The following is a 22,315-nucleotide window of genomic DNA, read 5'->3' on the forward strand; positions in this document are numbered from 1 at the left end:
GTATGCACGGAGAAGTCAGAGATGTTTGGCCTGTTGATGAGGCAATTATGAGCATTCTTCAGAAGAATATCCCAGATTTGGGTCTGAAAGACGAGCTATCAATCCTCTTCATCAGAGTCTTGGAAGGTCTCATCAAAACAGGTGATCTCCTCTCAGTTTCCCAACGCAAGGCTTATGTATATGAAGTCGGCAAAGGAGACTTACTCCTAGAGAATTCCAGAGAAATCATTACTGCGACCTGTGATATTCCTTATTCAGAAGCCTGCACTTTTAGACCAAATAGAGTAACAGGTGCTCCCGGCGCCACTGTTTCGCATTGGGAGACAGCATAATGTTCAAGAAAATCCTTATTGCGAACCGTGGTGAGATTGCTTGCCGTGTTGCAAAATCCGCCAAAGCCCTCGGCATCAAAGTGGTTGCCGTCTATTCAGACGCAGACCGCGATGCCCGTCACGTGCAAATGGCTGACGAGGCTTACCGCCTTGGCCCAGCACCAGTGGCAGAGAGCTACCTCAATATCCCTGAGCTGCTCAACGCTGCCAAAACCAGCGGCGCAGACGCCATCCATCCGGGCTACGGTTTCCTATCGGAAAACCCGGAGTTCGTGGAAGCTGTCGAAGCAGCTGGCCTTGTCTTCATCGGACCACCTGCGGATGCAATTCGCGCCATGGGCCTGAAGGATGCTGCCAAAAAACTCATGGAAGAATCCGGCGTTCCAGTCGTGCCGGGTTATCATGGCAGCAACCAGGACGCTGAATTCCTGAAAAGTGAATCCGACAAGATCGGCTATCCGGTCCTCATCAAAGCCCGCGCAGGCGGCGGCGGCAAAGGCATGCGCCGCGTTGATGATCCCGCAGACTTCCTTGAAGCTCTGGAAGGCGCTCAGCGCGAAGGTCAATCCAGCTTTGGTGACCCACGCGTCCTCATCGAGAAGTACATCCTGTCACCACGCCACATCGAGGTGCAGGTCTTCTGTGATGGGCATGGCAACGCGGTTCACTTGTTTGAGCGCGACTGCTCCTTGCAGCGCCGCCACCAAAAGGTGATCGAGGAAGCCCCTGCCCCCGGCATGACCGAAGAGATGCGCAACGCTATGGGCGATGCTGCCGTCAAAGCAGCTCAGGCTGTAGGATATGAAGGCGCTGGTACGGTTGAGTTCATTGTTGATGGCTCAGAAGGTCTACGATCTGACCGTTTCTGGTTCATGGAAATGAACACGCGCCTTCAGGTAGAACATCCAGTCACAGAAGCCATCACTGGTCAGGATCTGGTCAACTGGCAGCTCTCCGTCGCTGCGGGTGGTGAATTGCCTCTGATGCAGGACGAGCTCACCATCTTCGGCCATGCATTCGAAGCGCGTATCTACGCTGAGGATGCTGAAGCAGGCTTCCTGCCAGCAACCGGAACTCTGAACGAGCTGAAACTGCCGGAATTGTTCGCCCGCATCGACAGCGGCGTACGCAAAGGCGATACAATCACCCCATATTACGATCCAATGATCGCAAAGGTGATCTGCCACGGCGAAACCCGTGAAGCTGCTCTGGCGAAAATGTCTCTGGCATTGGAAAAGAGCCAGGCAGTTGGCTGCACCACCAACATCACTTTCCTGCATCGCCTGTGTAACCACGAAGGCTTTGCAAAAGGTGAGATGGACACAGGCCTTATCGACCGTGAACTGGAAGCTCTCACCAAGCCGACAGCTCCAACCAAGCACGCATTCGCAATGGCTGCTCTCATCGAGCTCGGCTTTGCAACTGAAACTGCATTGGTCCATAACGATCCGTGGGTGAGCCTCACAGGTTGGCGTCATTGGACAGCAGCCCAGCAGATTGCGCATCTGTCATGGCGCGATGAAGTCACCGAAGTTGTAGCAAACCGCCATCATGATGGCAGCCTGACCATTGCCATTGATGATGAAACCTTCAATTTGCAGATCCTCTCCGTAGACAACAACCACATGCGCGTGGATTTTGCCGGTCAAATCACCTCAGCTGACTTCTTCGCAGAAGACACCAGTCTCACATTGTTCTCCGACGGTGTCACATGGCGTTTCGATCTGCCGGATCATCTGGCAAAGCAGGATGACAGTGCGGCCTCAGGCAACGCCATCACATCGCCAATGCCGGGCCTTGTGCGTGCTGTAAACTGTAAGCCGGGTGACGAGGTTTCTGAAGGCGATACGTTGATCGTGACCGAAGCCATGAAGATGGAACACTCTCTCAAAGCACCGCGTGACGGCGCTGTGGCTGAAGTGATGGCATCTGCGGGTGACCAGGTGGAAGAAGGCGTTATACTCCTCACGCTTGAGGAGGAGGAATAACCGTTGTTGCCATCTGCGAAATCTTACGAGGAGCTCCGAGAAAAGTTTCAGTGGGACATCCCGGAGTTCTTCAACATTGGCGTAGATATCTGTGACAAGTGGGCGGACAAAGACGCCGCCCGCGAAGCACTCATCTTCGCTGAAGAAGACGGGCCGACAACCACCTACACGTTTGGTGACTTGAAAAAGCTGAGTAACCAGCTGGCCAACCTGCTTCTATCTCAAGGCATCAGCCGCGGTGATCGCGTCGGCATCCTACTGCCACAGGCACCTGAAACAGCCTTCTCCCATATTGCAATTCACAAGCTCGGTGGCATCTCTATTCCGCTCTTCTCCCTGTTTGGCGAAGAAGCACTGGAATATCGGCTAGAGAACTCTGGTGCGAAAGCTCTCATCACCAACAATGCAGGTGCTGAGAAGCTGGCAAAGATCCGCGACAGCCTGCCAGAGCTTGAGCTGATCCTGAACATCGAAGGCACAGACTTCGGCACCCGCCCACTCCATGCTGAAATGGCAAGGCAGAGCGAAGACTTCACACCAGTGAAGACCAAAGCCGAAGACCCCGCCATCATCATCTACACCTCCGGCACCACCGGCCAGCCTAAAGGTGCACTGCACGCGCACCGCACACTGCTCGGCCATCTGCCCGGCGTAGAGATGCCGCACAACATGTTCCCGAAAGAAGGTGACCGCTTCTGGACACCTGCAGACTGGGCATGGATCGGTGGTCTGATTGACGTTCTTCTTCCAAGCCTACATCACGGCATTCCTGTCGTGGCTTGCCGTTTCAAGAAGTTCAGCGGCGAAGCAGCCTTCCAGCTAATGCAAGACCTGAAAATCCGCAACGCCTTCATCCCGCCAACCGCGCTGAAAATGATGCGGCAGGTAGAGAACCCGAAGGATCGCTGGAACTATTCTCTCCGCTCTCTCGGCAGTGGCGGCGAAGCCCTTGGCGCAGAGCTGATCCAATGGGGTCAGGACACGTTCGGCCTGACAATCAGCGAATTCTACGGCCAGACCGAGTGCAACCTCGTTGTCTCCACCTGCGCAGAACTGATGGAAACCCGTCCCGGCGTCACCGGCAAAGCTGTTCCGGGCTTTGATGTGCAAATCGTAGACGACAAAGGCACCGTTCTCGAAGCTGGTCAGCTTGGCAACATCGGCGTTCGTGCACCAAACCCTGTCATGTTCCTCCAATACTGGAACAATCCGGAAGCCACAAAAAAGAAATTCTCTGGCGACTTCCTCATCACCGGCGACAAAGGCGTGATGGATAAAGACGGCTGGATCCAGTTTGTTGGCCGCGATGATGATGTCATCACTTCATCCGGCTACCGCATCGGCCCCGGCGAGATTGAAGACTGCCTGCTGAAACACGACACAGTTGCCATGGCAGGTGTCATCGGCAAGCCAGACAAGCTGCGCACTGAGATCGTCAAAGCCTACATTGTGCTGAAGGAAGGTGTTGAGCCATCCGACGAATTGGCCAAAGAACTTTCTGATTTTGTGAAACAGCGATTAGCTGCGCATGAATATCCACGTGAACTGGAATTTGTCGAAGCCCTGCCAATGACAACAACCGGAAAGGTTATCCGCAGAGAACTTCGTGCCCGCGCTATCGACGAGGAGGTTTGATAAGCGATGAGCAAGAAACTAAACATTTTTGAGATGGGCCCACGCGACGGTCTGCAGAACGAAAAAACGCTGATCCCGACAGCAAACAAGATCGAACTGATCAACCTCCTTTCCGAGTGCGGGTTTGAGAAGATCGAAACTTCCAGCTTTGTCTCACCCAAATGGGTGCCGCAAATGGCAGATGCTGCGGAAGTCTTTGCAGGCATCACGCGCAAACCCGGCGTTCGCTACACAGCGCTGACACCAAACATCAAAGGCTACGAGCGCGCCAAAGCATCCGGCGCGGATGAAGTTGCAATCTTCGCGTCCGCATCAGAAGGCTTCTCTCAAAAGAACATCAACTGCTCGATTGAGGAAAGCTTCGAACGCTTCACTCCAATCGTGGAAGCTGCAAAAGCTGACGGCATTCCGGTCCGCGGATACGTCTCCTGCATCGTTGAGTGCCCATACGATGGCCCGACACCAACCCAAAACGTAGCAATGGTCTCAGAACGTCTGCTGCAGATGGGCTGTTATGAGGTTTCCCTCGGCGATACCATTGGCGCAGCCACTCCGGAAACCACAGAAGCAATGCTGGATGCAGTCCTGAGCGTCATTCCAGCTGAGCAACTCGCGGGCCATTTCCACGACACCAAAGACCTGGCTCTGGCTAACATCATGTCCAGCATAAAAATGGGCCTGCGCACGTTCGATTCAGCCATCGGTGGTCTCGGCGGTTGTCCATATGCACCAGGAGCCAAAGGCAACGTCAGCACACTGGCCGTCGCAAAAATGGCAAAATTGCTGGACTACGACACCGGCCTCGACATTGAGAAGCTGGAACAAACGCAAGAGTTTATTCTCTCCATCAAAGAGGCGGCGGCAGCATGACCTATCAGAACCTTCGCATCGAAAAAGCAGACAACGGCATCACCACACTCTTGCTGGCACGCGCTGAAAAGCACAATGCAATGAATGCTGAGATGATGGATGAGCTGGTTGCAGCAGCTGAAGAGCTGGACAACTGCGAGCAGACCCGTGCAATCATTCTGGCAGCGGACGGCGAAACCTTCTGTGCTGGCGGCGATCTCAAGTGGATGCAGGCGCAGGCAGAGAAAGACCGCATCGGCAAAATGCAGGAAGCCAATCGTCTGGCAGGCATGCTCAAACGCCTCGACAGTATGAAGAAGCCTCTGATCGCTCGTGTTCATGGCCCTGCTTACGGCGGCGGAGTTGGCATTCTCAGCGTCTGCGATCTGGTGGTTGCAGCTGACAACACCAAATTCGCTCTGACTGAAACCCGCCTCGGCCTGATCCCGGCAACCATCGGCACTTATGTTGTACGTCGCCTGGGTGAAGGTCATGCCCGTCAGGTCTTCATGAATGCCCGCCCGTTTGGTGCGCAAAGAGCCCATCACCTCGGTCTCGTCTCATTGGTGACAACACCAGAGGACCTGCACGCAGTAACGCAGAATGAAGCAGAAGCTTATTTGAATTGCGCACCGGGTGCCGTAGCAGACGCAAAAGCTCTTTGTCAGAATTTAGCGCGCATGCCTGCAGAAGATCAGATTGACTACACAGCAAATGCCCTAGCGGACAGATGGGAAACCACTGAAGCACAGGCCGGAATTTCTGCATTCTTTGCTAAAGAAACACCGCCATGGCGTAAATAGATCTTCACCCTGACGGCTTGACCTGCGGCATATGCACAAATGCTGAGTTTTTTCTTTACTTGCTGGATCGCTTTGTTACATAGCATTTAGCGAAAAACGAGAAAAGAATGCTGCTGGCACTACAATCCATCGGGTCAAAACAGGACTTTCATACCCTTGTCTTCATTGCAGGGACTGTTTTGCTGAACGCGATTGGTGCCGGATTGATCATTCCGGTGACCCCGGCACTGGTCGCAGAACTCAGCCAAACCACCATCGCAGATGCAGCTCTCTGGGGCGGCTACATCGCAGCAAGTTACGCTGCTATGCAGTTCCTCTTCGGTCCCGCTGTTGGGGCGATATCTGACCGTTTTGGTCGACGCCCAATCCTCTTGATCTCCCTTGCTGTCCTGACAGTCGACTACCTGATCATGACCTTCGCAGGTTCGCTCTGGGTTCTGTTCATTGGCAGGCTCTTGGCCGGAGTTGCCAGCGCAACCTACGCCACCGCTTATGCAGCAGTCTCCGACATATCGCATAACGGCAAACGTGCCACCCGCTTCGGCATGGTCGGCGCGGCAATCGGTTTTGGCTTTGTCATCGGTCCGGTTATGGGCGGAACACTTGCCCTCTTCGGCGTTCGTGTACCCTTTTACATCTCCGCAGTTCTGATAGCGATGACCTTCGCTTACGGCCTGTTCTACATGCCGGAAACCCTACCAAAATCGGCGAGAAAGGCTATTCGCTGGCGCAGAGCAAACCCTGTTGGCGCAGCCATGGATATTGCCCAGTCCCCTGTTCTGGTGTGGCTCTTTATTGCGCTCTTCCTGTTTGAAATGGCAAACTTTGTGTATCCGGCAATTTGGCCGTACTACACAATTGAAGCCTTCCACTGGACCACAGCTCAGGTAGGTCTCTCACTCGCCATCGTCGGTATTGGTTTCTCCAGCGTCAAAGGTGGTCTTATCCGCTGGATTATTCCGCGCAAGGGCGAAGCGAAAACCGTGCTTTACGGCTTTTTCTTCGCCGTAATCGCATTGCTAGGCTTCGCATTTGCGCCAAACTCACTCACAGTCATCTTGCTCCTGCCACCAGCAGCACTTGGCGCGATGATCCCACCTGCCATGATCGCCCTGATGAGCCACCACGTCTCACAAGACAAGCAGGGCCGTCTGCAAGGGGCGTTGACAAGCATCATCGGGCTCACACTTGTGCTTTCCACCTTGATGATGACACAGCTCTTCACCAGCTTCACAGCAGACAGTGCAGAGCTTTACTATCCGGGCGCACCATTCCTGCTGGCCGCATCATTCATGCTGCTTGCCATTGGTCCATTCTGGGTTGGTCTGAGAAAGATCAATATCAGCGGCTGATCTCAAACCTTACGCTGGAGAATGCCTCTGCAGATATTCATTTGTGGAGACAATATTGCTGCAAATGAACGACAGCGAAGCCATAATTGCTGCTTGCACAAACTCTTGCTGAGAAGACGTATCACAGGACCCCGGCTCCCGCGTCGCGCAGGCATCGTAAATAATCGTAATCGGATATCCGAGTTCTGTCGTCGCATGCGCTGCGGCTGCAATGCAATCCTTACTCATCGAACCACAGATAACCAGCTCCTCAACATTCTCATCATCCAGGATCTGCTTGAGGTTATTGTTGAGGAAGATGTTAGAGGTATACTTCGTCACGATTGGTTCATGCGGTAACGGTTTCGCCATATCGTGGATTTCAGCACCAATCGTGCCTTCAACCGTAAACGGCGCATCTTTCTCTTTAAAATGATGTTGGATGTGAACGATGGTTTGATCCTGAACGCGCGCATTTGTCAGCAACATCTGAATGTTCCCCGCAGCCTCGAACTGCCCTTCCAACTCACATTTCCCACCGGGAAAGAAGTCGTTCTGACAGTCAATTATCAGCAACGCCGTTCTCGTCATCTTACGCTCAACACCTCACGTGACAGACCAACTGCGTAATAGTCTAATAGATATCGATTGACGGAACTCAGCTAGAAAAACCCGCATTTTTCATAAAACCTAGGAGTAAACACCAGACCTGATAAAGCCCGCACAGCATACTTGCTCAGTGACCCAGATATTCCTCAGTCGAAATAACCTTGCCATAGGCGAACGAAAGCGCTGCCATAATTGCCCCTTGAACATATTTTGCTGGAACGATTTCCCCTTCAAACTCAAGATCACAGGTCGCACAGGCGTCATAGATAACAGTGATAGGATAACCAAGATCAACAGTCGCACGCGCCGCCGCATCAATGCACATATGAGACATGCCCCCGCAGATCACGATTTCCTCAACACCCACATCCTCTAAAATCTGCTGAAGGTTCGTGTTCAGGTAACTGTTAGCGGAATACTTGACCACCACATGCTCCCCCTCAGCGGGGCTGCAACTATCATGCAGCTCTGCCCCGATGGTTCCCTCAACAAGGAACGGAGCATACTTATCTTTAAAGAAATGCTGGATATGGACAATGCAATCATCGTTATCGCGAGCGCTCTTAAGCAAACGCTGAATGTTTGCAGCAGATTCGACCTGGCCCTCGAGTTCACACTTCCCCCCCGGGAAGAAATCGTTCTGACAATCAATGATGATTAGGGCTTTCTTGGCCATATCCCCTCAGGAGGTTGCTCATCCAAAACGTCGATTATGCTCCATTCAACGAATGCAGGAATTCATCGGTAGAAATCACGTTGCTATGCGCAAATCTTAAAGACGCCATCATAGCAGTGTGAACATGATCAGCTGGGACGGTTACGCCATTGAACTCAAGATCCTCTGTGGCGCACGCATCGTAGATGATGGTCAGCGGGTAACCCAGATCAAGGGTCTGACGTGCAGTCGCATTCACGCAGTTCTGGCTCATAGAACCACACATGACGATCTCATCAATACCAGCCTCAACAAGGATCTGCTGCAGGTTGGTGTCCTTATAGCCATTCATGTAGTTTTTAACGACAACAGGTTCCCCGTTCACGGGTCTCGCACACTCGTTAATCTCCACCCCTGGCGATCCCTCAACCAGATAAGGCTCTGTTTTATCTTTGTACATGTGTTGAAGGTGGATGACGTTTTCGTCGTTGTCTCGCACCATCTCAAGAAGACGGGCAATATTTTTTCCTGCTTCCACCTGCCCTGCTAAAGGACAGCTACCACCAGGAAAATAATCGTTCTGGCAGTCGATAATGATCAGGGCCCTTTTAGGCATAAGCACACCTCAGTCCTATTGGTCTTATTTGAGCAAACAATAAGGCCAACACGTTTAAGCATGCCGGATTTTAAAAAGCAGATTTTATAAAATCCCGAGCTATCCCTGATCAGAAGCCGGCCTCAGGAGCCGGCTTCTGAAAGCAGTCAAAGCCTGAGTTATGCAGCCAGATACTCATCTGTGCTGACAACTTTACCATACGCAAAGGCCAGGGATGCCATGAACGCGCCATGCACGTATTTCGCAGGAATAGTCTCGCCGTTGTGTTCCATATCCAATGTCGCACAAGCATCACCAATAATGGTTGCTGTGTATCCCAGATCAACCGCGGCACGAACTGTCGCATCAATGCAGTTGTGAGACATAGAGCCAACGACGACCAGATGCTCAATGCCCTGCTCATCCAGCAATTCTTTCAGGTTGGTTTCCAGAAAGCTATTTGCAAACTGCTTGGTCACGAGCGGCTCACCATCCTGAGGCAACACATCATCATGAATTTTAACACCTTCAGTGCCTGCGTTGAAGAACGGCGCATTACCTGCTTCAACCACGTGCTGAATGTGAATGATCGGAGTTTTCTTGCTGCGGCTGTCTTCCAACAGGCGCTTAACATTTTGAGCAGCTTCAACCTGCCCATCCAGCTCCCAGGCGCCACCGGGAAAATAGTCGTTCTGAACGTCAACAATAACCAGTGCGGATTTAGACATTTGTGCCTCCATAGATTTGCTCTTGTCAGCAACAAACCTAATCAACACTTCTCATCAGCTCGATTGGCATATACGACATAAAACATGCTATAATTGCCATATGATCAGATCAGAGACACATCATCCAATCGGCATCCTGTCCTACACCGGCGCACAACTCTCAGCGGTTTATGGGCTAATCGATATGTTCCACGCTGCCAGCAAAAGCAATGCCAGCAGCATTGAGGCAACCGTGCTTTACGAAGATCAGATCAGCTCAATCGGAGCCACTACTTTCTCGGCGATTATCCTGCCTCCCTGTCTGGTCGATGATCACCCGACCGTCTCACCAGCACTCATCCAATGGCTCAAACACCAGCATGAGCATGGTGCAATTCTTTGCTCAATCTGCGTCGGCGCGATGTTGCTGGCCGAAACGGGCATTCTTGACAACAGGCCCGCCACAACCCATTGGGCAATCACCGAGGATTTTGCGAAGAAATACCCTTTGGTACAGCTCGATACTGATAAAATGATCGTCGACGAAGGCGACATCATCACCGCAGGCGGCATCATGGCATGGACCGATCTGGGCCTCAGGCTGATTGACCACTTCATCGATCACACAACCATGCTCGAAGTCTCCCGCAGATTTCTCATCGACCCGGCGGGGCGAGAACAAAAAAACTACAGCCGCTTCTATCCCAACTTCTCACACGGTGATCAGGCTATTTTAAAAGCCCAACATTGGCTTCAGACCACCTATAAGCAAAAACTGACAGTACCCGAAATGGCAGAGAAAGCCGGACTGACAGGACGGACTTTCCAAAGACGGTTTGAAGTCGCCACAGGGCACACACCAAACACCTATTTACAGCAACTCCGCATAACCGAAGCACGCCAGCAGTTGGAGCAGACCAAACGGTCTTTCAACGAGATCGCATGGGAAGTCGGCTACGAGGACCCAACAACTTGCCGCCGCGTGTTCATCAAAACCACAGGCCTCAGCCCTGGTCAGTATCGCCAAAAATTCGGATATCAAAGCTCAGCGACTTAATGCGGCTGGGTCAAAAACTCATCCGTCGAAACAACCGCCGCGTTGGAAAAGATGAGAGAAGCCATAATTGAGGCCTGCACATCATCCACGGACACTTCACGCCCACGGAACTCCATACAGCTCGCCGCGCAGGCATCGTAAACAACAGTAACCGGATATCCGAGGTCTAAGGTCGCTCGTGCTGTTTCAACAATACAGTACTGGGTCATGGAACCGCAGATCACCAGATCATCTATCTTATGGTCTGTCAGCAACGCTCGCAGGTTCGTCCCCTCCAAAGCATTAAAGTTGTATTTGGTTACGACCGCCTCATCAGCTTTCGGCCAAACCATCTTGTTGTTCTCAGCACCAAAAGACCCTTCTGCCATGTAAGGCGATTTTGGATCTTTGTAGACATGCTTGATGTGTATTACGAACTCGTGGTGCTCTCTGGCGTCTTTCAAAAGCTCAACAATATTCCCGGCAGCTTCCATTTGCTTAGGCAATTCAAACTTGCCACCTGGAAAATGATCGTTCTGGCACGCGATGATGAGCAAAGCAGTGTTATGCGTCATACCCAACCCTCTACAGCGCATCCCTACTGGACTGGTTCAGCTTCACATGGGAAACGCCTAAAAAGCCTGAGAGCCTGCTGCGTAGGAACTCTTGAACAGAGCAGACTCTAGGAAAAATTTACCAGCTGCATACTATGAGCCAAAGTATTTAATCGACGCGCACACAAACAGTCGGATTTTAGAGAACTCAGAGGGTAAACGACTAGCTATGACGCTCTGCGTGTGCCTTGATGATAAATCATGGACCACTGCCCACCTTCGAGTTTCCAGATGGAAGTCCGCTGCGTCTCATTCTCGACAATGCTGTAAAACACCTGAACGAGTTCCTCATTCAACTTACGCAAGCGAAAATTCTCAATTGTTCTGACAGGATAGTCCGCCGCCTCACCCGGAAGCTCAGTGAGTATCCGCGCCCGATCATACATCCGACCACTCGCACCAATCTCGATGAAGTCAGGATGTAGCAACAACTCAAGTTGCTGCTGCTTTCCACGAACTGAGGGCAGAAGAAGTTGGCTTTCGAGGGAAAGGAGAGTTTCAAGCAAAATCAACTGACCAGCTTTCTTGCAGCTTCTTTCTCAGCCAACCTAAACCCTATTTTGAAGCCAATGAAAATGGCCCAATAACCCAAAAACGAAAAAAATAATCCAAAGCCGATCATAACTCCCATAACACCAGCGAGGCCTTCGAACTCTGGGAACGCCAGATAAGCAAGAGGAACGTCAATAGAGAGTACAATCAAAAAACATAAAGCTGTGAGTTTATGAAGCTCAGGCCCTATCAAGCGAGCACCCTCTCTCTTGAACAGCCCCTGCCCCAAAAGCATAGCTATAAGCACTGGCATAGCAAAAGCAGCATGGCTTAAGGGAATTTCTGCCTCAAAAAAATGAAGTGCAATCAGGAGCACTACAAATAACAGCACCTTAACGAAAACAAAAATCGCAGCAAACCTGCCTGCGTATCTGAATAAACTAATCTGCAAAGTATCCAAAAAACATCCGATCAATATAACTACAGATTGCATTATCTCACACATCTCCCTCAGGACAATAAAAAACCCGGCGCCTCTCTACACCGAGTCTCTTAATTCTTGCAGTGCTCTCAGCGTTTAGCCGCCGAAGTCGTCCAGCATGATGTCTTCACGCTCCACGCCCATATCAACCAGCATGTTGATCACGGATTGGTTCATGATTGGAGGACCACACATGTAGTACTCGCAGTCTTCTGGCGCAGCGTGGTCCTTCAGGTACTCGTTGTAGAGCACGTTGTGAATGAACCCGGTGTAACCGTCCCAGTCATCATCTGGCTGAGGATCGGAAAGCGCCACATGCCATGTGAAGTTCGGGAATTCTTTCGCCAGCTGGTCGAAGTCCTCAACAAAGAACATCTCTTTCTTGGAGCGTGCTCCGTACCAGAAAGTGATCTTACGATCGCGGTTCTCAAGACGCTTCAACTGATCGAAGATGTGCGAGCGCATAGGCGCCATACCAGCACCACCACCGATGAACACCATTTCCTTGTCGGTTTCGCGAGCAAAGAACTCACCAAACGGACCGGAAATCGTCACCTTGTCACCCGGCTTCAGGTTGAAGATGAAGGAGGACATCTTACCGGCAGGAATATCCTGAGTGCCCGGAGGCGGCGATGCCACACGAACGTTCAGCATGATCATCCCTTTTTCGTCCGGGTAGTTTGCCATGGAGTAAGCGCGCTCAACTGGCTCATCCACGATGGACTCATACTGCCAGAGATTGAACTTATCCCAGTCTCCGCGGTACTGCTCTTCAATATGGAAGTCAGTGTACTTCAGCTTGTGCGCAGGGGCTTCAATCTGAATGTAACCACCAGCACGGAAGTTCACGTCTTCGCCTTCAGGCAGGTCCAGAACCAGCGACTTAATGAAGGTTGCAACGTTCTCGTTGGAGCGAACAGTACACTCCCACTTTTTCACGCCGAACACTTCTTCAGGCACTTCGATCTTCATGTCCTGCTTCACAGCAACCTGACAGGAAAGACGATCACCGCAGCGTGCTTCACGCTTGGTGATATGGCTTTCTTCAGTCGCCAGAATAGAACCGCCACCCTCGTGCACTTTCACGCGGCACTGGGCACAGGTACCACCGCCTCCACAGGCGGAAGGAACGAAGATTTTCTGATCTGCCAGAACATTGAGTAGCTTGCCACCCGCAGGAACGGAGAGCGTCTTCTCACCATTGATACTGATCTGAACATCACCGGATGCAACCAACTTGCTGCGCGCCATCAAAATGACGATCACCAGCGCAAGCACGATCAGAGTGAAGAGCGTAATGCCCCAGGTAAAGTCTTGCATCTACTCGTCCCCTTACAGCTTCACGCCTGAGAAAGCCATGAAACCCATAGCCATCAAACCAGCAGTGATGAAGGTGATGCCAAGACCCTGCAGTCCATCAGGAACATCAGAGTATTTCAGCTTTTCACGCACACCAGCCATTGCAGTAATCGCCAGCGCCCAACCGATACCGGAGGAAACACCATAAACGGATGCTTCACCCAGATTGTAGTCACGCTCCACCATGAACAAAGAACCACCCATAATCGCGCAGTTCACTGTGATCAGTGGCAGGAAGATACCCAGCGCGTTGTAAAGCGCAGGAACATAGCGATCGAGGAACATCTCGAGGATCTGCACCACAGCAGCGATAACGCCGATGTAGGAGATCAAGCCCAGAAAGCGCAGATCAGTGCCTTCAAGCCCAGCCCATGCCAACGCATTGTCATTAAGCAGCGTGGTGTAAAGCACGTTGTTGATTGGCACAGTCAGCGCCTGCACAACAACAACGGAGATACCCAGACCCAGCGCAGTCTCAACCTTCTTGGAAACCGCAAGGAACGTACACATTCCAAGGAAGAAGGAGAGCGCGAGGTTCTCGATAAAGATCGCCTTAACGGCGAGGGAAAGAAGCCCTTCCATAATCAGTGAGCTCCCTCAGTTTCCATGATTTTATAGTCGCGCTTCTCAACCTGTGCAGGCTTCCAGGTACGGAAACCCCAGATCAGCAGACCGATCACGAAGAACGCGGACGGAGGCAGCAGCAGCAGGCCGTTTGGCACATACCAGCCACCGTTGTTCACGGTCTCAAGGATCTGCACACCAAACAGGGAACCTGAGCCAAGCAGCTCACGCACAACACCAACCAGCAGCAGGATCAGGGAGTAGCCCAGACCGTTACCGATACCATCAAGGAAGGATGGGATTGGTGGGTTCTTCATAGCGTACGCTTCCGCGCGGCCCATCACGATACAGTTGGTGATGATCAAACCAACAAACACGGAGAGTGTCTTGGAGATCTCGTAGAGATACGCCTTCAGAACCTGATCAACCAGAATAACGAGAGACGCAATAATCACCATCTGCACGATAATGCGGATAGAAGATGGGATCTGGTTACGCAGAAGAGAGATGAAGAAGTTGGAGAACGCTGTCACAAGCGTCACCGCAATCGCCATCACCAGCGCAACCTTCAGGGAAGAGGTTACCGCAAGCGCGGAACAGATGCCAAGAACCTGAAGCGTGATCGGGTTGTTATCGACCATCGGGTCCTTGAGCATGGACAAGTCTTTGCCAGCCATTACGCCTCTCCTTTTTTCAGATTGTCGAGGAAGGTCTTGAAGCCCTGCTCGCCCATCCAGAATTTGACGAGGTTGTCGACACCACGGGATGTCAGCGTTGCACCTGCAATCGCATCAATGTGGTGTTTGGAGCCATCAATACCCGCTGGAGCCGCTTTGCCAACGCCGATGTCCACGGAACCGTTGTCGCCATAAACCAGCTTGCCCGGCCATTGAGCCATCCATTTTGGATTGTCTACTTCCGCACCAAGACCCGGGGTCTCGCCATGGGAGTAAAAACGCAGGCCATACACTTCATTGCCATCAGCGTTGAGTGCGATAAAACCATAAAGCGTGGACCACAGACCGTAGCCGTGCACTGGCAGAATGATACGCTCAATCTTGCCTGCATCATCACGCAGCAGATAAACCGAAGCCAGTTTAGCCTGACGTTTGATGGATGCCGGATCATTATCCAAAGCAACGGAAAGAACCGGATCTTTTGCAGCAGCGCGCTGGTCATAAGTCGCAGCGTCGGCCGCATCAGAGAACTTGCCAGTTGCAACATCAACAAGCCGCGGCTCAAAGGCACCAAATGCCTTCTCAACATCGACACCAGCCTCGAAAAGACCAGCAACCTTGAGGATATTGGTCTTCTTATCGAGCGTTTTGTTGATTTCCTGCTGAGGCTTAAGCAGCACCGCAGCGCCGGAAACAATCATCGAACAGATCAGACACAGAACAACAGCAACGGTAATCGTACGCGGAGCTGAGTCCAGAGGCATCGCGTTGAAGCGCGCCCAAAGACCTGTAGGAGCTGTTGTGTTTTCAGCATTAGGCATGGCGCTTCATCCTCCGTGTGATGTTCGCCTTCACAACGAAGTAGTCGATCAGCGGAGAAAAGATATTGCCGAACAGGATTGCCAACATCATGCCTTCTGGGAAGGCCGGGTTGATAACACGGATCAGGATACACATCACGCCAATCAAGGCAGCGTAGATGTAACGGCCCGGATTTGTCATCGCAGCAGTCACAGGCTCAGTCACCATGAACACGAGGCCAAACATGAAGCCACCAGTGACAAGGTGCCAGTACCAAGGCATTACAAACATCGGGTTGGTCTCGGAGCCAATCAGGTTCAGCAACAGGCTGAAACCAATCATGCCCGCCAGACAACCAAGAATGAGACGATAGTTTGCGATACCTGTGGTCACGAGGAACACACCGCCCAGAGCAATAGCAATCGTGGAGGTTTCACCGAAGGAACCCTGAATGGTACCAACGAAAGAGCTCATCCATGTGATGCCGTTTGCTGCCAGTCCCTGCATGCCGTCAGACGCAGCAACACCCAGTGCAGTTGCACCAGAGAAGCCATCAACTGGCGTCCACACTGCATCACCAGACATAGCTGCCGGATAAGAAAAGTAGAGGAACGCACGACCAACAAGCGCCGGGTTCAGGAAGTTTTTGCCTGTACCACCAAACACTTCCTTACCGATCACCACACCAAACGCGATACCAAGACCAACCTGCCAAAGTGGCGTAGAAGCTGGAAGGATCAGCGTGTAGAGCATGGAAGAAACAAAGAAGCCTTCGTTCACTTCGTGCCCACGCACAATGGCAAAGAGCACTTCGAAGATGCCGCCAACACCGAGCGTTACGATGTAAATCGGCAAGAAGTACAGCGCACCATGCGCCATGTTGGCGAAGATGCTGTCAGCGTTAAAACCGATCCCCAGCAGAGAGAGAATAAACGCTCTCCAGCCAGCAGGCTCAGTAATGCCCATTGCGGCCAGTGCTGAGTTTGTCTGCAGGCCAGTGTTGTACATGCCAAACAGGATCGCAGGAATCGTCGCCAGCACAACATACGTCATGACACGCTTCAGATCAGCGTGGTCACGAGCGTGCGGCGCAACGCTGGTCACTGTTTTTGGAGTGTAGATGAAGGTATCCACCATCTCATAGACGGCGTAAAACTTCTCGTACTTGCCACCCTTTTCAAAGAGCGGCGCAATACGATCAAACTTATCGCGCAAACTCACGGGTTAGCCCTCTTTCTCGATTTTATCAAGATTTGCACGCAGCGCAGCTCCGTATTCATTCTTGGAATGGCAGATGAAGGTGCATAGCGCCAAATCTTCTTCATCCAACTCCAAAGCGCCAAGTTTTTGCGCCATGTCAGTGTCCAGCACCATCAGGGAGCGGAGCAGCTGAGTTGGAAGAACGTCGAGCGGCATGACCTTCTCATAAGTACCCAATGGAACGATTGCGCGGATGGAACCGTTCTTGTTTGTACCAAATGGGAACTGCAGCTTAGTGCGGAAGAACCCGGAAGGATGCACATTAAGGTTGGACCACTTCGTCATGAATGGGCGAACCCAACCAACAACGTCTTGTTTGTGGTCTTCTTCCATCAGCGTCACCTGAGTGTGGTAACGGCCAAGGAAGGCAAACTGGTCGGCGGCAATAGTGCCGGAAAGGACGGACCCGGAAACGACACGAGCTGGAATACCCGGCAGTGTTTCACCAGCCAGCAGATCATTCAGATCCGCACCAATGCGAGTTGTTACGAGGCGCGGCTTGGAAGCCAGCGGACCTGCAACAGAAACAACACGGGAAACATCCAGTTCACCTGTCAGGAACAGGTTACCTATTGCGATGACATCCTGATAACCGATGGTCCAGACTGTCTTGTTTTCATTAACCGGATCGAGGAAGTGAATGTGAGTACCCGCATTACCTGCTGGGTGCTTACCTTCAAAACTTTCCATCTGCACACCGGCAACGCTTGCACCCGGAAGGTTATCCTTCGGGCTGTGGCATACGAATGTGCGGCCATCGGTTAGTTTAGAGACAATCTGAAGCCCAGCTTCAAACGCGCCAGCATTCGCATTGATGATGACACCAGCATCCGCAGCAAGCGGGTTGGTGTCCATCGCAGTTACGAAAATGGAACGCGGCTGCGTTTCAAAAACCGGAACCTTGGAGTATGGGCGGGTACGGAAGCTTGTCCAAAGACCAGACTTGGCGAGTTGCTCACGAACGACAGATGCGTCCAGAGTTGCCAAAGCACTGTTTTCAAACTTTGAGAAAGCGATCTGTTCTTCGTTACCATCATCCAGTTTGATGACGATGGTTTCCAGAACGCGACGTGCACCACGATTGACTGCTTCAATAACGCCAGCACCCGGAGCAACATAGTTGATTTCAGGAGAGCGTTTGTCATTGAAAAGAGGTTGACCCTTTACGACGCGATCGCCTTCAGCAACCAACATACGCGGCTTCAACCCGTTGTAATCCCCGCCATTCACTGCAACACGGCGAACCTTCGGACCCTTGTGGATCTCTTGGTTCGGAGCACCGGTGATCGGCAGATCCAATCCTTTTGTAATCTTCATCCCTTACCCTGTCAGGCTTCTTATAGGGCAAACCACTAGATGTTCACGGGAGTATCTACGGGTAAATGATGCTAAGTCATTCTGCGAGTTACAAAATGCCGCGCATGCGGATTATTGACTTTGACAAGTCGAACCGAGATAAATCCCCCCACGGACCGCAATTTCAGCAACAAAGCCCGAGCATTGCTGAACGTCACTCATCCATGGCTCCGGTTAGGAGTAACCGCCCGCATACCATTAAAGTGCGTTGCGGTCAGCTATTCCTACGGATTTATGCGGGCCAATACCCTGATATACCGCAAATTTCAATAGGGATTCGTGATATTGACGTAACGGCAACAAGGCTGTTTCGCGAAAATTTTATCTCAAATAAGTTTTCCCCTATGTTTTCACATGCACGTAGTACCACCTACCAATTTCTTCACCATCATCTATTGCTGATCTTTGCGACAGCAGTATCAAACCCTATTTAACTTGACAGAAAACCAGAATAAGCCGATTACGCGGGGAAATTAACAAACTCTGAGGCCTAAATGCGCTTCCTCATTACAGCTCTCGTACTCATCTTTGTCACAGCATGTGTACCCAATGACAAAAGTCGCGAAGAAATCATACTTCACGGCAAAACCATGGGCACTACATTCAACGTCAAAGCCATCAAAGGGTCGTCTTCTGTAACCAAACAGGAACTGCAGCAGCAGGTTGACGAGGCTCTGGTTGGCGTCAACAAGGCCATGTCCAACTGGGACAAAAACTCCGAGATCAGCCGCTTTAACCGCTCCACCAGCACAGAATGGACGCCAATCTCTCGCGATTTCAGCATCGTGATGCAGGAGTCGCTGCGCATTCATAACCTGACAGCCGGTTATTTTGACGTGACGCTGGCACCACTCATTGAGCTGTGGGGCTTTGGTACCAAGCAGGACACTCCTCCCCAGCCAAGCCCACGCGAAATCCGCAACGCTCTTGAGTCTGTCGGCATGAGCACCATGCTGGAGTTTGAGACCGATCCTCCGGCACTGCGTAAAGTCAACACGGATACCACAGTCAATCTCTCCGCAATCGCAAAAGGCTTTGGCATCGACAAAGTTGCTTCTGTTCTGGAGCAAAACGGCATTGACGAATACCTTGTCGAAATCGGCGGCGATCTGGTCACCAAAGGCAAAAACTCAAAAGACGAGCCATGGGTCGTCGGCATCGAAAAGCCGGACTCAGCAACGCGTACGGTTCAGCAAATCGTACGAGTGAGCAACAAAGGCATGGCGACATCTGGCGATTATCGCATATACAAGGAAGTGGGCGGCAAACGCTTCTCACACATTATTGATGCTGCATCCGGGCGTCCGGTAACGCATAAACTTGCATCAGTAACCGTAATTGCTGACAATGCGATGCGCGCTGATGGTCTGGCAACAGCCCTCCTTGCAATGGGAGACAAGCGCGGCATGGCTCTGGCAGAGCGTGAAGGGATTGCCGCATTCTTCATCGTTCGCGAAGGTGACCACTTTATCACCCGGTCTTCCAGCGCGTTCAGAAAATTCGAGCAGTCTGCAGAGAAATAACGGAATATCGAAATGGCAACTTTCATCATCGCGTTTATCGTGCTGGTCCTGGTCGTAGCAGGAATGGCTATTGGCGCCGTTTTCAGAAACAAGCCGATCACTGGCAGCTGCGGCGGATTGAACGCCATTGAAGGCGCGGACCACTGCATCGTCTGCAAGCGTGAAGTTGACCCAAACAGCCCGCTTCGTGAAAAGCTGCAACCGTGTAAGCGCAAGCAAGCGATGGAAGAGCAGAGCGCAGCTTAACCACCATTCATTTCAAAACGTTCGAGGGGCCGAAAGGCCCCTTTTGCATGCCTGCTATTTGCTGTCGGTATAATCTCGCGCAACGTCCGGCCCTTCACCGCCAATCAGCTTGGCAAAGAACCCGGCGACAATCCCGAAGCCGACACCAATGGCTACAAAGCCAATACCAAGAAACAGACTACCCAGCGTCGGAAACAGCCCCTGCCCGATCGACGTCAGACTATCCCCGCCAATGAGCCAGAGCAGCAAGTTCATCCATCCGCAAATGAAACCGCCAGAGAACCAGCTCGGCATGATGGACTTGAGCAAGGGCAGATAGTTGATGACCCCGATCAACGCCACCAGGCCACCAAGCGTAATGCACCACAGGATCAGGCCGAACTGAACCACAAACGAAACATTCAGGTTAAGCAACGCGATGAGGTAGAGGCACAGGAGCCCAAAAGCCAGGCCAAACAACTTGGCTGTAATACCTCGTCTGATCAATGATGGCTTCGAAAACATGCTCTTGGCTCCAATAGGTTTCTCGCGGCAGACCTCTGCCATTTGAGAGCTATCATATACCAAGGCTCTTAAAACTAGTTTTCTGCAACCAGAAAGTTATCTGCTCGCCCAGCCAAAATCAAAAACACCGAACACCAGTAACAGAAAGCTCGACAAGGCAAGCAACCCGATAACCCAGCACCGCAGTTTCCATCTGGCGCCTTGAAGCTTCCAGGCGTCTCTGAACAGACGGCCACTCAGAATGAACACAACAAGCAGGACCACTCCAACCCATGAGGGCATTGCACCAAAGAAGTTTGAGAGCTGATCCATTTCGCCTCCGTGTGTTAATCGCCCCTCTTTAGTTCTGCCCCACGAAAAAGGCAAATAGTCTTAGCGTAAAGCTGAAATCACCGTTCAGTTCAAAAATCAAAGCACCCAATTCCTCAACAGCACTTAGGTGGCAAACACGCGATTTATCTATCACAATCACCCGTGATACTGGTCTCTTGGACCCTTAATTCTAGCCATTTTCTCGAAGCTTAGGACCTCCGAACCACGGCAAACTTACATGTACCTTTCATATCTATTTTTTATATCTCATTGACCTTTTCACGAAGTCAGACTACAAGGCCCACGAAGAAAAGAGCTCGCTTGCCATTTGCCGCCTCATGGTCCTCCGTTATGGTTTCATGAGTGAGCGGAAGCGATGGGTAGGGCAACAAAGCTCTTGCTTTATAGATAATGACCCTCCTCGAAAGAAATACTAAATGACGATACCTGAAGGGGTTGCCCCAGCGCTTTCTACCGCACTAGAAAAGCGCGAATACACGTCTCTAACCCCGGTCCAGACAGCCGTTCTTGATGAAAAACTGAAAGGCAAAGACCTTTTGGTTTCTGCTCAGACAGGCTCTGGTAAAACAGTTGCATTCGGCATCGCTATTGCGCCGGAACTGCTGGGTGATGAAGAGCGTATGGGCCGTGCGAACGAACCTCTTGCATTGTGTGTTGCGCCAACCCGTGAGCTGGCTATCCAGGTTTCTAAAGAACTGGAATGGCTCTACGGCGAAGCCGGTGCTCGTATCACCACTTGTGTTGGTGGTATGGATATGCGCCGTGAACGCCGCAATCTTTCTGCAGGCGCACACATCGTAGTCGGCACCCCAGGCCGCCTGCGTGACCATATTGAACGTGGTTCCTTTGATACTTCCTCACTTCGCACAGTTGTACTGGACGAAGCAGATGAAATGCTGGACCTTGGCTTCCGTGAAGACCTCGAATTCATTCTTGGCGCTGCACCACAAGAACGCCGCACTCTGCTGTTCTCCGCAACTGTTCCGCAGCAGATTGAAAGCCTCGCAAAACGCTTCCAGCGTGATGCACAGCGCATTTCAACAGTAAGCAACCGCGAACAGCACGCTGATATTGAATATCGCGCAATGCAGGTCGCACCAAACGACCGTGAAAACGCGATCATCAACGTTCTGCGTTTCTACGAAGCTCAGAACACCATCATCTTCTGTGGCACCCGCGAAATGGTGAAGCACCTGTCTGCACGCCTCGGCAACCGTGGCTTCGCAGTTGTTGCTCTCTCCGGTGAGCTGAGCCAGGCTGAGCGTAACCACGCTCTTGGCGCTATGCGTAATGGCCGGGCCCGCGTTTGTGTGGCAACCGATGTTGCTGCACGCGGCATTGACTTGCCAAACCTGGATCTCGTGATCCACGCAGACCTGCCAAACAACGCAGACACCCTGTTGCACCGTTCTGGCCGTACTGGTCGTGCAGGCCGTAAGGGCGTTTGTACTCTGGTTGTCCCACACACCCGCCGTCGCACAGCAACACGCCTTCTCGGCTTTGCAAAAGTGAAAGCGGAATGGGCTCCAGCGCCAACAGCCGATGAAATTCGCAACAAAGACCGT

Annotated in this window: 25 protein-coding genes; 10 read left to right on the plus strand and 15 right to left on the minus strand. The window is 51.8% G+C overall.

Annotated features, from left to right (window positions below; all coding sequences use genetic code 11):
• The first annotated feature begins 47 nt into the window (after positions 1-47).
• The 6 genes from PPL9_RS25935 to PPL9_RS25960 all read left to right on the plus strand — a co-directional run bounded on the left by PPL9_RS25935 (position 48) and on the right by PPL9_RS25960 (position 6,959).
• Complete coding sequence (locus PPL9_RS25935; RefSeq protein WP_161831459.1) at positions 48-332, plus strand: hypothetical protein; 285 nt, start codon at positions 48-50, stop codon at positions 330-332.
• Entirely contained in the window at positions 332-2,320 is a 1,989-nt protein-coding gene (locus PPL9_RS25940; protein WP_057465424.1) for an acetyl/propionyl/methylcrotonyl-CoA carboxylase subunit alpha, read from the plus strand. The genes PPL9_RS25935 and PPL9_RS25940 overlap by 1 nt, the downstream gene beginning before the upstream one ends.
• A 3-nt stretch (positions 2,321-2,323) precedes the next feature.
• On the plus strand, positions 2,324-3,955 hold the full coding sequence (locus tag PPL9_RS25945) for an acyl-CoA synthetase (protein WP_057465425.1): 1,632 nt from the start codon (positions 2,324-2,326) through the stop codon (positions 3,953-3,955).
• 6 nt (positions 3,956-3,961) lie between these two features.
• Positions 3,962-4,825: a hydroxymethylglutaryl-CoA lyase gene (locus PPL9_RS25950; protein WP_057465426.1), complete on the plus strand. Its 864-nt coding sequence runs from the start codon at positions 3,962-3,964 to the stop codon at positions 4,823-4,825.
• The gene (locus tag PPL9_RS25955; RefSeq protein WP_057465427.1) at positions 4,822-5,607 is read left to right on the plus strand and encodes an enoyl-CoA hydratase-related protein; all 786 of its coding nucleotides are present in this window, start codon (positions 4,822-4,824) and stop codon (positions 5,605-5,607) included. The genes PPL9_RS25950 and PPL9_RS25955 overlap by 4 nt, the downstream gene beginning before the upstream one ends.
• A gap of 107 nt (positions 5,608-5,714) precedes the next feature.
• Positions 5,715-6,959 (plus strand): MFS transporter, encoded by a 1,245-nt coding sequence (locus PPL9_RS25960; protein WP_057465428.1) that lies wholly within the window; start codon positions 5,715-5,717, stop codon positions 6,957-6,959.
• Between the two features lie 9 nt (positions 6,960-6,968).
• Here the strand turns inward: PPL9_RS25960 and PPL9_RS25965 are convergent, their stop codons facing one another.
• From PPL9_RS25965 to PPL9_RS25980, 4 genes are all read right to left on the minus strand, one after another.
• Complete coding sequence (locus tag PPL9_RS25965) at positions 6,969-7,529, minus strand: isochorismatase family protein (RefSeq protein ID WP_057465429.1); 561 nt, start codon at positions 7,527-7,529, stop codon at positions 6,969-6,971.
• Positions 7,530-7,674: 145 nt separating this feature from the next.
• Entirely contained in the window at positions 7,675-8,223 is a 549-nt protein-coding gene (locus tag PPL9_RS25970) for a cysteine hydrolase family protein (protein WP_057465430.1), read from the minus strand.
• A 34-nt stretch (positions 8,224-8,257) separates the two neighbouring features.
• Positions 8,258-8,818 (minus strand): cysteine hydrolase family protein, encoded by a 561-nt coding sequence (locus PPL9_RS25975; RefSeq protein WP_057465431.1) that lies wholly within the window; start codon positions 8,816-8,818, stop codon positions 8,258-8,260.
• Positions 8,819-8,976: 158 nt separating this feature from the next.
• Positions 8,977-9,525, minus strand: coding sequence for a cysteine hydrolase family protein (locus PPL9_RS25980; RefSeq protein ID WP_057465432.1), 549 nt, complete (start codon positions 9,523-9,525; stop codon positions 8,977-8,979).
• A 100-nt stretch (positions 9,526-9,625) separates the two neighbouring features.
• On the opposite strand from PPL9_RS25980, the gene PPL9_RS25985 reads away from it, so the two are divergent.
• Positions 9,626-10,561: a GlxA family transcriptional regulator gene (locus tag PPL9_RS25985; RefSeq protein WP_057465433.1), complete on the plus strand. Its 936-nt coding sequence runs from the start codon at positions 9,626-9,628 to the stop codon at positions 10,559-10,561.
• On the opposite strand, the gene PPL9_RS25990 is transcribed toward PPL9_RS25985, so the two are convergent.
• The 9 genes from PPL9_RS25990 to PPL9_RS26030 all read right to left on the minus strand — a co-directional run bounded on the left by PPL9_RS25990 (position 10,558) and on the right by PPL9_RS26030 (position 18,105).
• Complete coding sequence (locus PPL9_RS25990; protein ID WP_057465434.1) at positions 10,558-11,115, minus strand: isochorismatase family protein; 558 nt, start codon at positions 11,113-11,115, stop codon at positions 10,558-10,560. The two genes, PPL9_RS25985 and PPL9_RS25990, sit on opposite strands and share 4 nt — an antisense overlap.
• Positions 11,116-11,321: 206 nt before the next feature.
• Entirely contained in the window at positions 11,322-11,660 is a 339-nt protein-coding gene (locus PPL9_RS25995; protein WP_161831461.1) for a nuclear transport factor 2 family protein, read from the minus strand.
• A 2-nt stretch (positions 11,661-11,662) separates the two neighbouring features.
• Positions 11,663-12,139 carry an ABZJ_00895 family protein gene (locus tag PPL9_RS26000; RefSeq protein ID WP_152986833.1) on the minus strand — a complete coding sequence of 159 codons (477 nt, stop codon included), beginning with the start codon at positions 12,137-12,139 and terminating at the stop codon, positions 11,663-11,665.
• Positions 12,140-12,223: 84 nt separating this feature from the next.
• Positions 12,224-13,447, minus strand: coding sequence for an NADH:ubiquinone reductase (Na(+)-transporting) subunit F (gene nqrF / locus PPL9_RS26005; protein WP_057465437.1), 1,224 nt, complete (start codon positions 13,445-13,447; stop codon positions 12,224-12,226).
• A gap of 12 nt (positions 13,448-13,459) precedes the next feature.
• Positions 13,460-14,068 carry an NADH:ubiquinone reductase (Na(+)-transporting) subunit E gene (gene nqrE / locus PPL9_RS26010; RefSeq protein ID WP_057465438.1) on the minus strand — a complete coding sequence of 203 codons (609 nt, stop codon included), beginning with the start codon at positions 14,066-14,068 and terminating at the stop codon, positions 13,460-13,462.
• Positions 14,069-14,070: 2 nt separating this feature from the next.
• Complete coding sequence (locus PPL9_RS26015; RefSeq protein WP_057465439.1) at positions 14,071-14,727, minus strand: NADH:ubiquinone reductase (Na(+)-transporting) subunit D; 657 nt, start codon at positions 14,725-14,727, stop codon at positions 14,071-14,073.
• On the minus strand, positions 14,727-15,548 hold the full coding sequence (locus PPL9_RS26020; protein WP_057465440.1) for a Na(+)-translocating NADH-quinone reductase subunit C: 822 nt from the start codon (positions 15,546-15,548) through the stop codon (positions 14,727-14,729). The genes PPL9_RS26015 and PPL9_RS26020 overlap by 1 nt, the downstream gene beginning before the upstream one ends.
• Positions 15,541-16,749 carry an NADH:ubiquinone reductase (Na(+)-transporting) subunit B gene (locus tag PPL9_RS26025; RefSeq protein WP_057465441.1) on the minus strand — a complete coding sequence of 403 codons (1,209 nt, stop codon included), beginning with the start codon at positions 16,747-16,749 and terminating at the stop codon, positions 15,541-15,543. Before PPL9_RS26025 ends, PPL9_RS26020 begins: the two co-directional genes overlap by 8 nt.
• 3 nt (positions 16,750-16,752) lie before the next feature.
• Positions 16,753-18,105, minus strand: coding sequence for a Na(+)-translocating NADH-quinone reductase subunit A (locus PPL9_RS26030; RefSeq protein ID WP_057465442.1), 1,353 nt, complete (start codon positions 18,103-18,105; stop codon positions 16,753-16,755).
• A 533-nt stretch (positions 18,106-18,638) separates the two neighbouring features.
• Between PPL9_RS26030 and PPL9_RS26035 the strand changes: the two genes are divergently transcribed.
• Both PPL9_RS26035 and nqrM read left to right on the plus strand, forming a co-directional pair.
• The gene (locus tag PPL9_RS26035; RefSeq protein WP_057465443.1) at positions 18,639-19,667 is read left to right on the plus strand and encodes an FAD:protein FMN transferase; all 1,029 of its coding nucleotides are present in this window, start codon (positions 18,639-18,641) and stop codon (positions 19,665-19,667) included.
• A gap of 12 nt (positions 19,668-19,679) precedes the next feature.
• The gene (nqrM, locus tag PPL9_RS26040; RefSeq protein ID WP_057465444.1) at positions 19,680-19,913 is read left to right on the plus strand and encodes a (Na+)-NQR maturation NqrM; all 234 of its coding nucleotides are present in this window, start codon (positions 19,680-19,682) and stop codon (positions 19,911-19,913) included.
• Between the two features lie 54 nt (positions 19,914-19,967).
• Here the strand turns inward: nqrM and PPL9_RS26045 are convergent, their stop codons facing one another.
• Positions 19,968-20,417, minus strand: coding sequence for a hypothetical protein (locus PPL9_RS26045; RefSeq protein WP_108820489.1), 450 nt, complete (start codon positions 20,415-20,417; stop codon positions 19,968-19,970).
• A gap of 96 nt (positions 20,418-20,513) precedes the next feature.
• Complete coding sequence (locus PPL9_RS26050; RefSeq protein WP_057465446.1) at positions 20,514-20,729, minus strand: hypothetical protein; 216 nt, start codon at positions 20,727-20,729, stop codon at positions 20,514-20,516.
• 437 nt (positions 20,730-21,166) lie between these two features.
• Between PPL9_RS26050 and PPL9_RS26055 the strand changes: the two genes are divergently transcribed.
• Positions 21,167-22,315 (plus strand): DEAD/DEAH box helicase (locus PPL9_RS26055; protein WP_152986837.1); only part of this gene is annotated, 1,149 nt, incomplete at its 3' end.

Origin of the sequence: Pseudovibrio sp. POLY-S9 (assembly GCF_001431305.1) — a bacterium.
Lineage (GTDB): Bacteria > Pseudomonadota > Alphaproteobacteria > Rhizobiales > Stappiaceae > Pseudovibrio.

Coding starts and splice junctions, on each gene's coding strand:
- PPL9_RS25985 (WP_057465433.1), top strand. CDS start 9,626: ATGATCAGATCAGAGACACATCATCCAATCGGCATCCTGTCCTACACC.
- PPL9_RS25990 (WP_057465434.1), bottom strand. CDS start 11,115: ATGACGCATAACACTGCTTTGCTCATCATCGCGTGCCAGAACGATCAT.
- PPL9_RS26000 (WP_152986833.1), bottom strand. CDS start 12,139: ATGCAATCTGTAGTTATATTGATCGGATGTTTTTTGGATACTTTGCAG.
- PPL9_RS26030 (WP_057465442.1), bottom strand. CDS start 18,105: ATGAAGATTACAAAAGGATTGGATCTGCCGATCACCGGTGCTCCGAAC.
- PPL9_RS25975 (WP_057465431.1), bottom strand. CDS start 8,818: ATGCCTAAAAGGGCCCTGATCATTATCGACTGCCAGAACGATTATTTT.
- nqrM (WP_057465444.1), top strand. CDS start 19,680: ATGGCAACTTTCATCATCGCGTTTATCGTGCTGGTCCTGGTCGTAGCA.
- PPL9_RS26045 (WP_108820489.1), bottom strand. CDS start 20,417: ATGTTTTCGAAGCCATCATTGATCAGACGAGGTATTACAGCCAAGTTG.
- PPL9_RS26050 (WP_057465446.1), bottom strand. CDS start 20,729: ATGGATCAGCTCTCAAACTTCTTTGGTGCAATGCCCTCATGGGTTGGA.
- PPL9_RS25955 (WP_057465427.1), top strand. CDS start 4,822: ATGACCTATCAGAACCTTCGCATCGAAAAAGCAGACAACGGCATCACC.
- PPL9_RS25960 (WP_057465428.1), top strand. CDS start 5,715: ATGCTGCTGGCACTACAATCCATCGGGTCAAAACAGGACTTTCATACC.
- PPL9_RS25965 (WP_057465429.1), bottom strand. CDS start 7,529: ATGACGAGAACGGCGTTGCTGATAATTGACTGTCAGAACGACTTCTTT.
- PPL9_RS26020 (WP_057465440.1), bottom strand. CDS start 15,548: ATGCCTAATGCTGAAAACACAACAGCTCCTACAGGTCTTTGGGCGCGC.
- PPL9_RS25980 (WP_057465432.1), bottom strand. CDS start 9,525: ATGTCTAAATCCGCACTGGTTATTGTTGACGTTCAGAACGACTATTTT.
- PPL9_RS26035 (WP_057465443.1), top strand. CDS start 18,639: ATGCGCTTCCTCATTACAGCTCTCGTACTCATCTTTGTCACAGCATGT.
- PPL9_RS25935 (WP_161831459.1), top strand. CDS start 48: ATGAGCATTCTTCAGAAGAATATCCCAGATTTGGGTCTGAAAGACGAG.
- PPL9_RS26015 (WP_057465439.1), bottom strand. CDS start 14,727: ATGGCTGGCAAAGACTTGTCCATGCTCAAGGACCCGATGGTCGATAAC.
- PPL9_RS25970 (WP_057465430.1), bottom strand. CDS start 8,223: ATGGCCAAGAAAGCCCTAATCATCATTGATTGTCAGAACGATTTCTTC.
- PPL9_RS25940 (WP_057465424.1), top strand. CDS start 332: ATGTTCAAGAAAATCCTTATTGCGAACCGTGGTGAGATTGCTTGCCGT.
- nqrE (WP_057465438.1), bottom strand. CDS start 14,068: ATGGAAGGGCTTCTTTCCCTCGCCGTTAAGGCGATCTTTATCGAGAAC.
- nqrF (WP_057465437.1), bottom strand. CDS start 13,447: ATGCAAGACTTTACCTGGGGCATTACGCTCTTCACTCTGATCGTGCTT.
- PPL9_RS25950 (WP_057465426.1), top strand. CDS start 3,962: ATGAGCAAGAAACTAAACATTTTTGAGATGGGCCCACGCGACGGTCTG.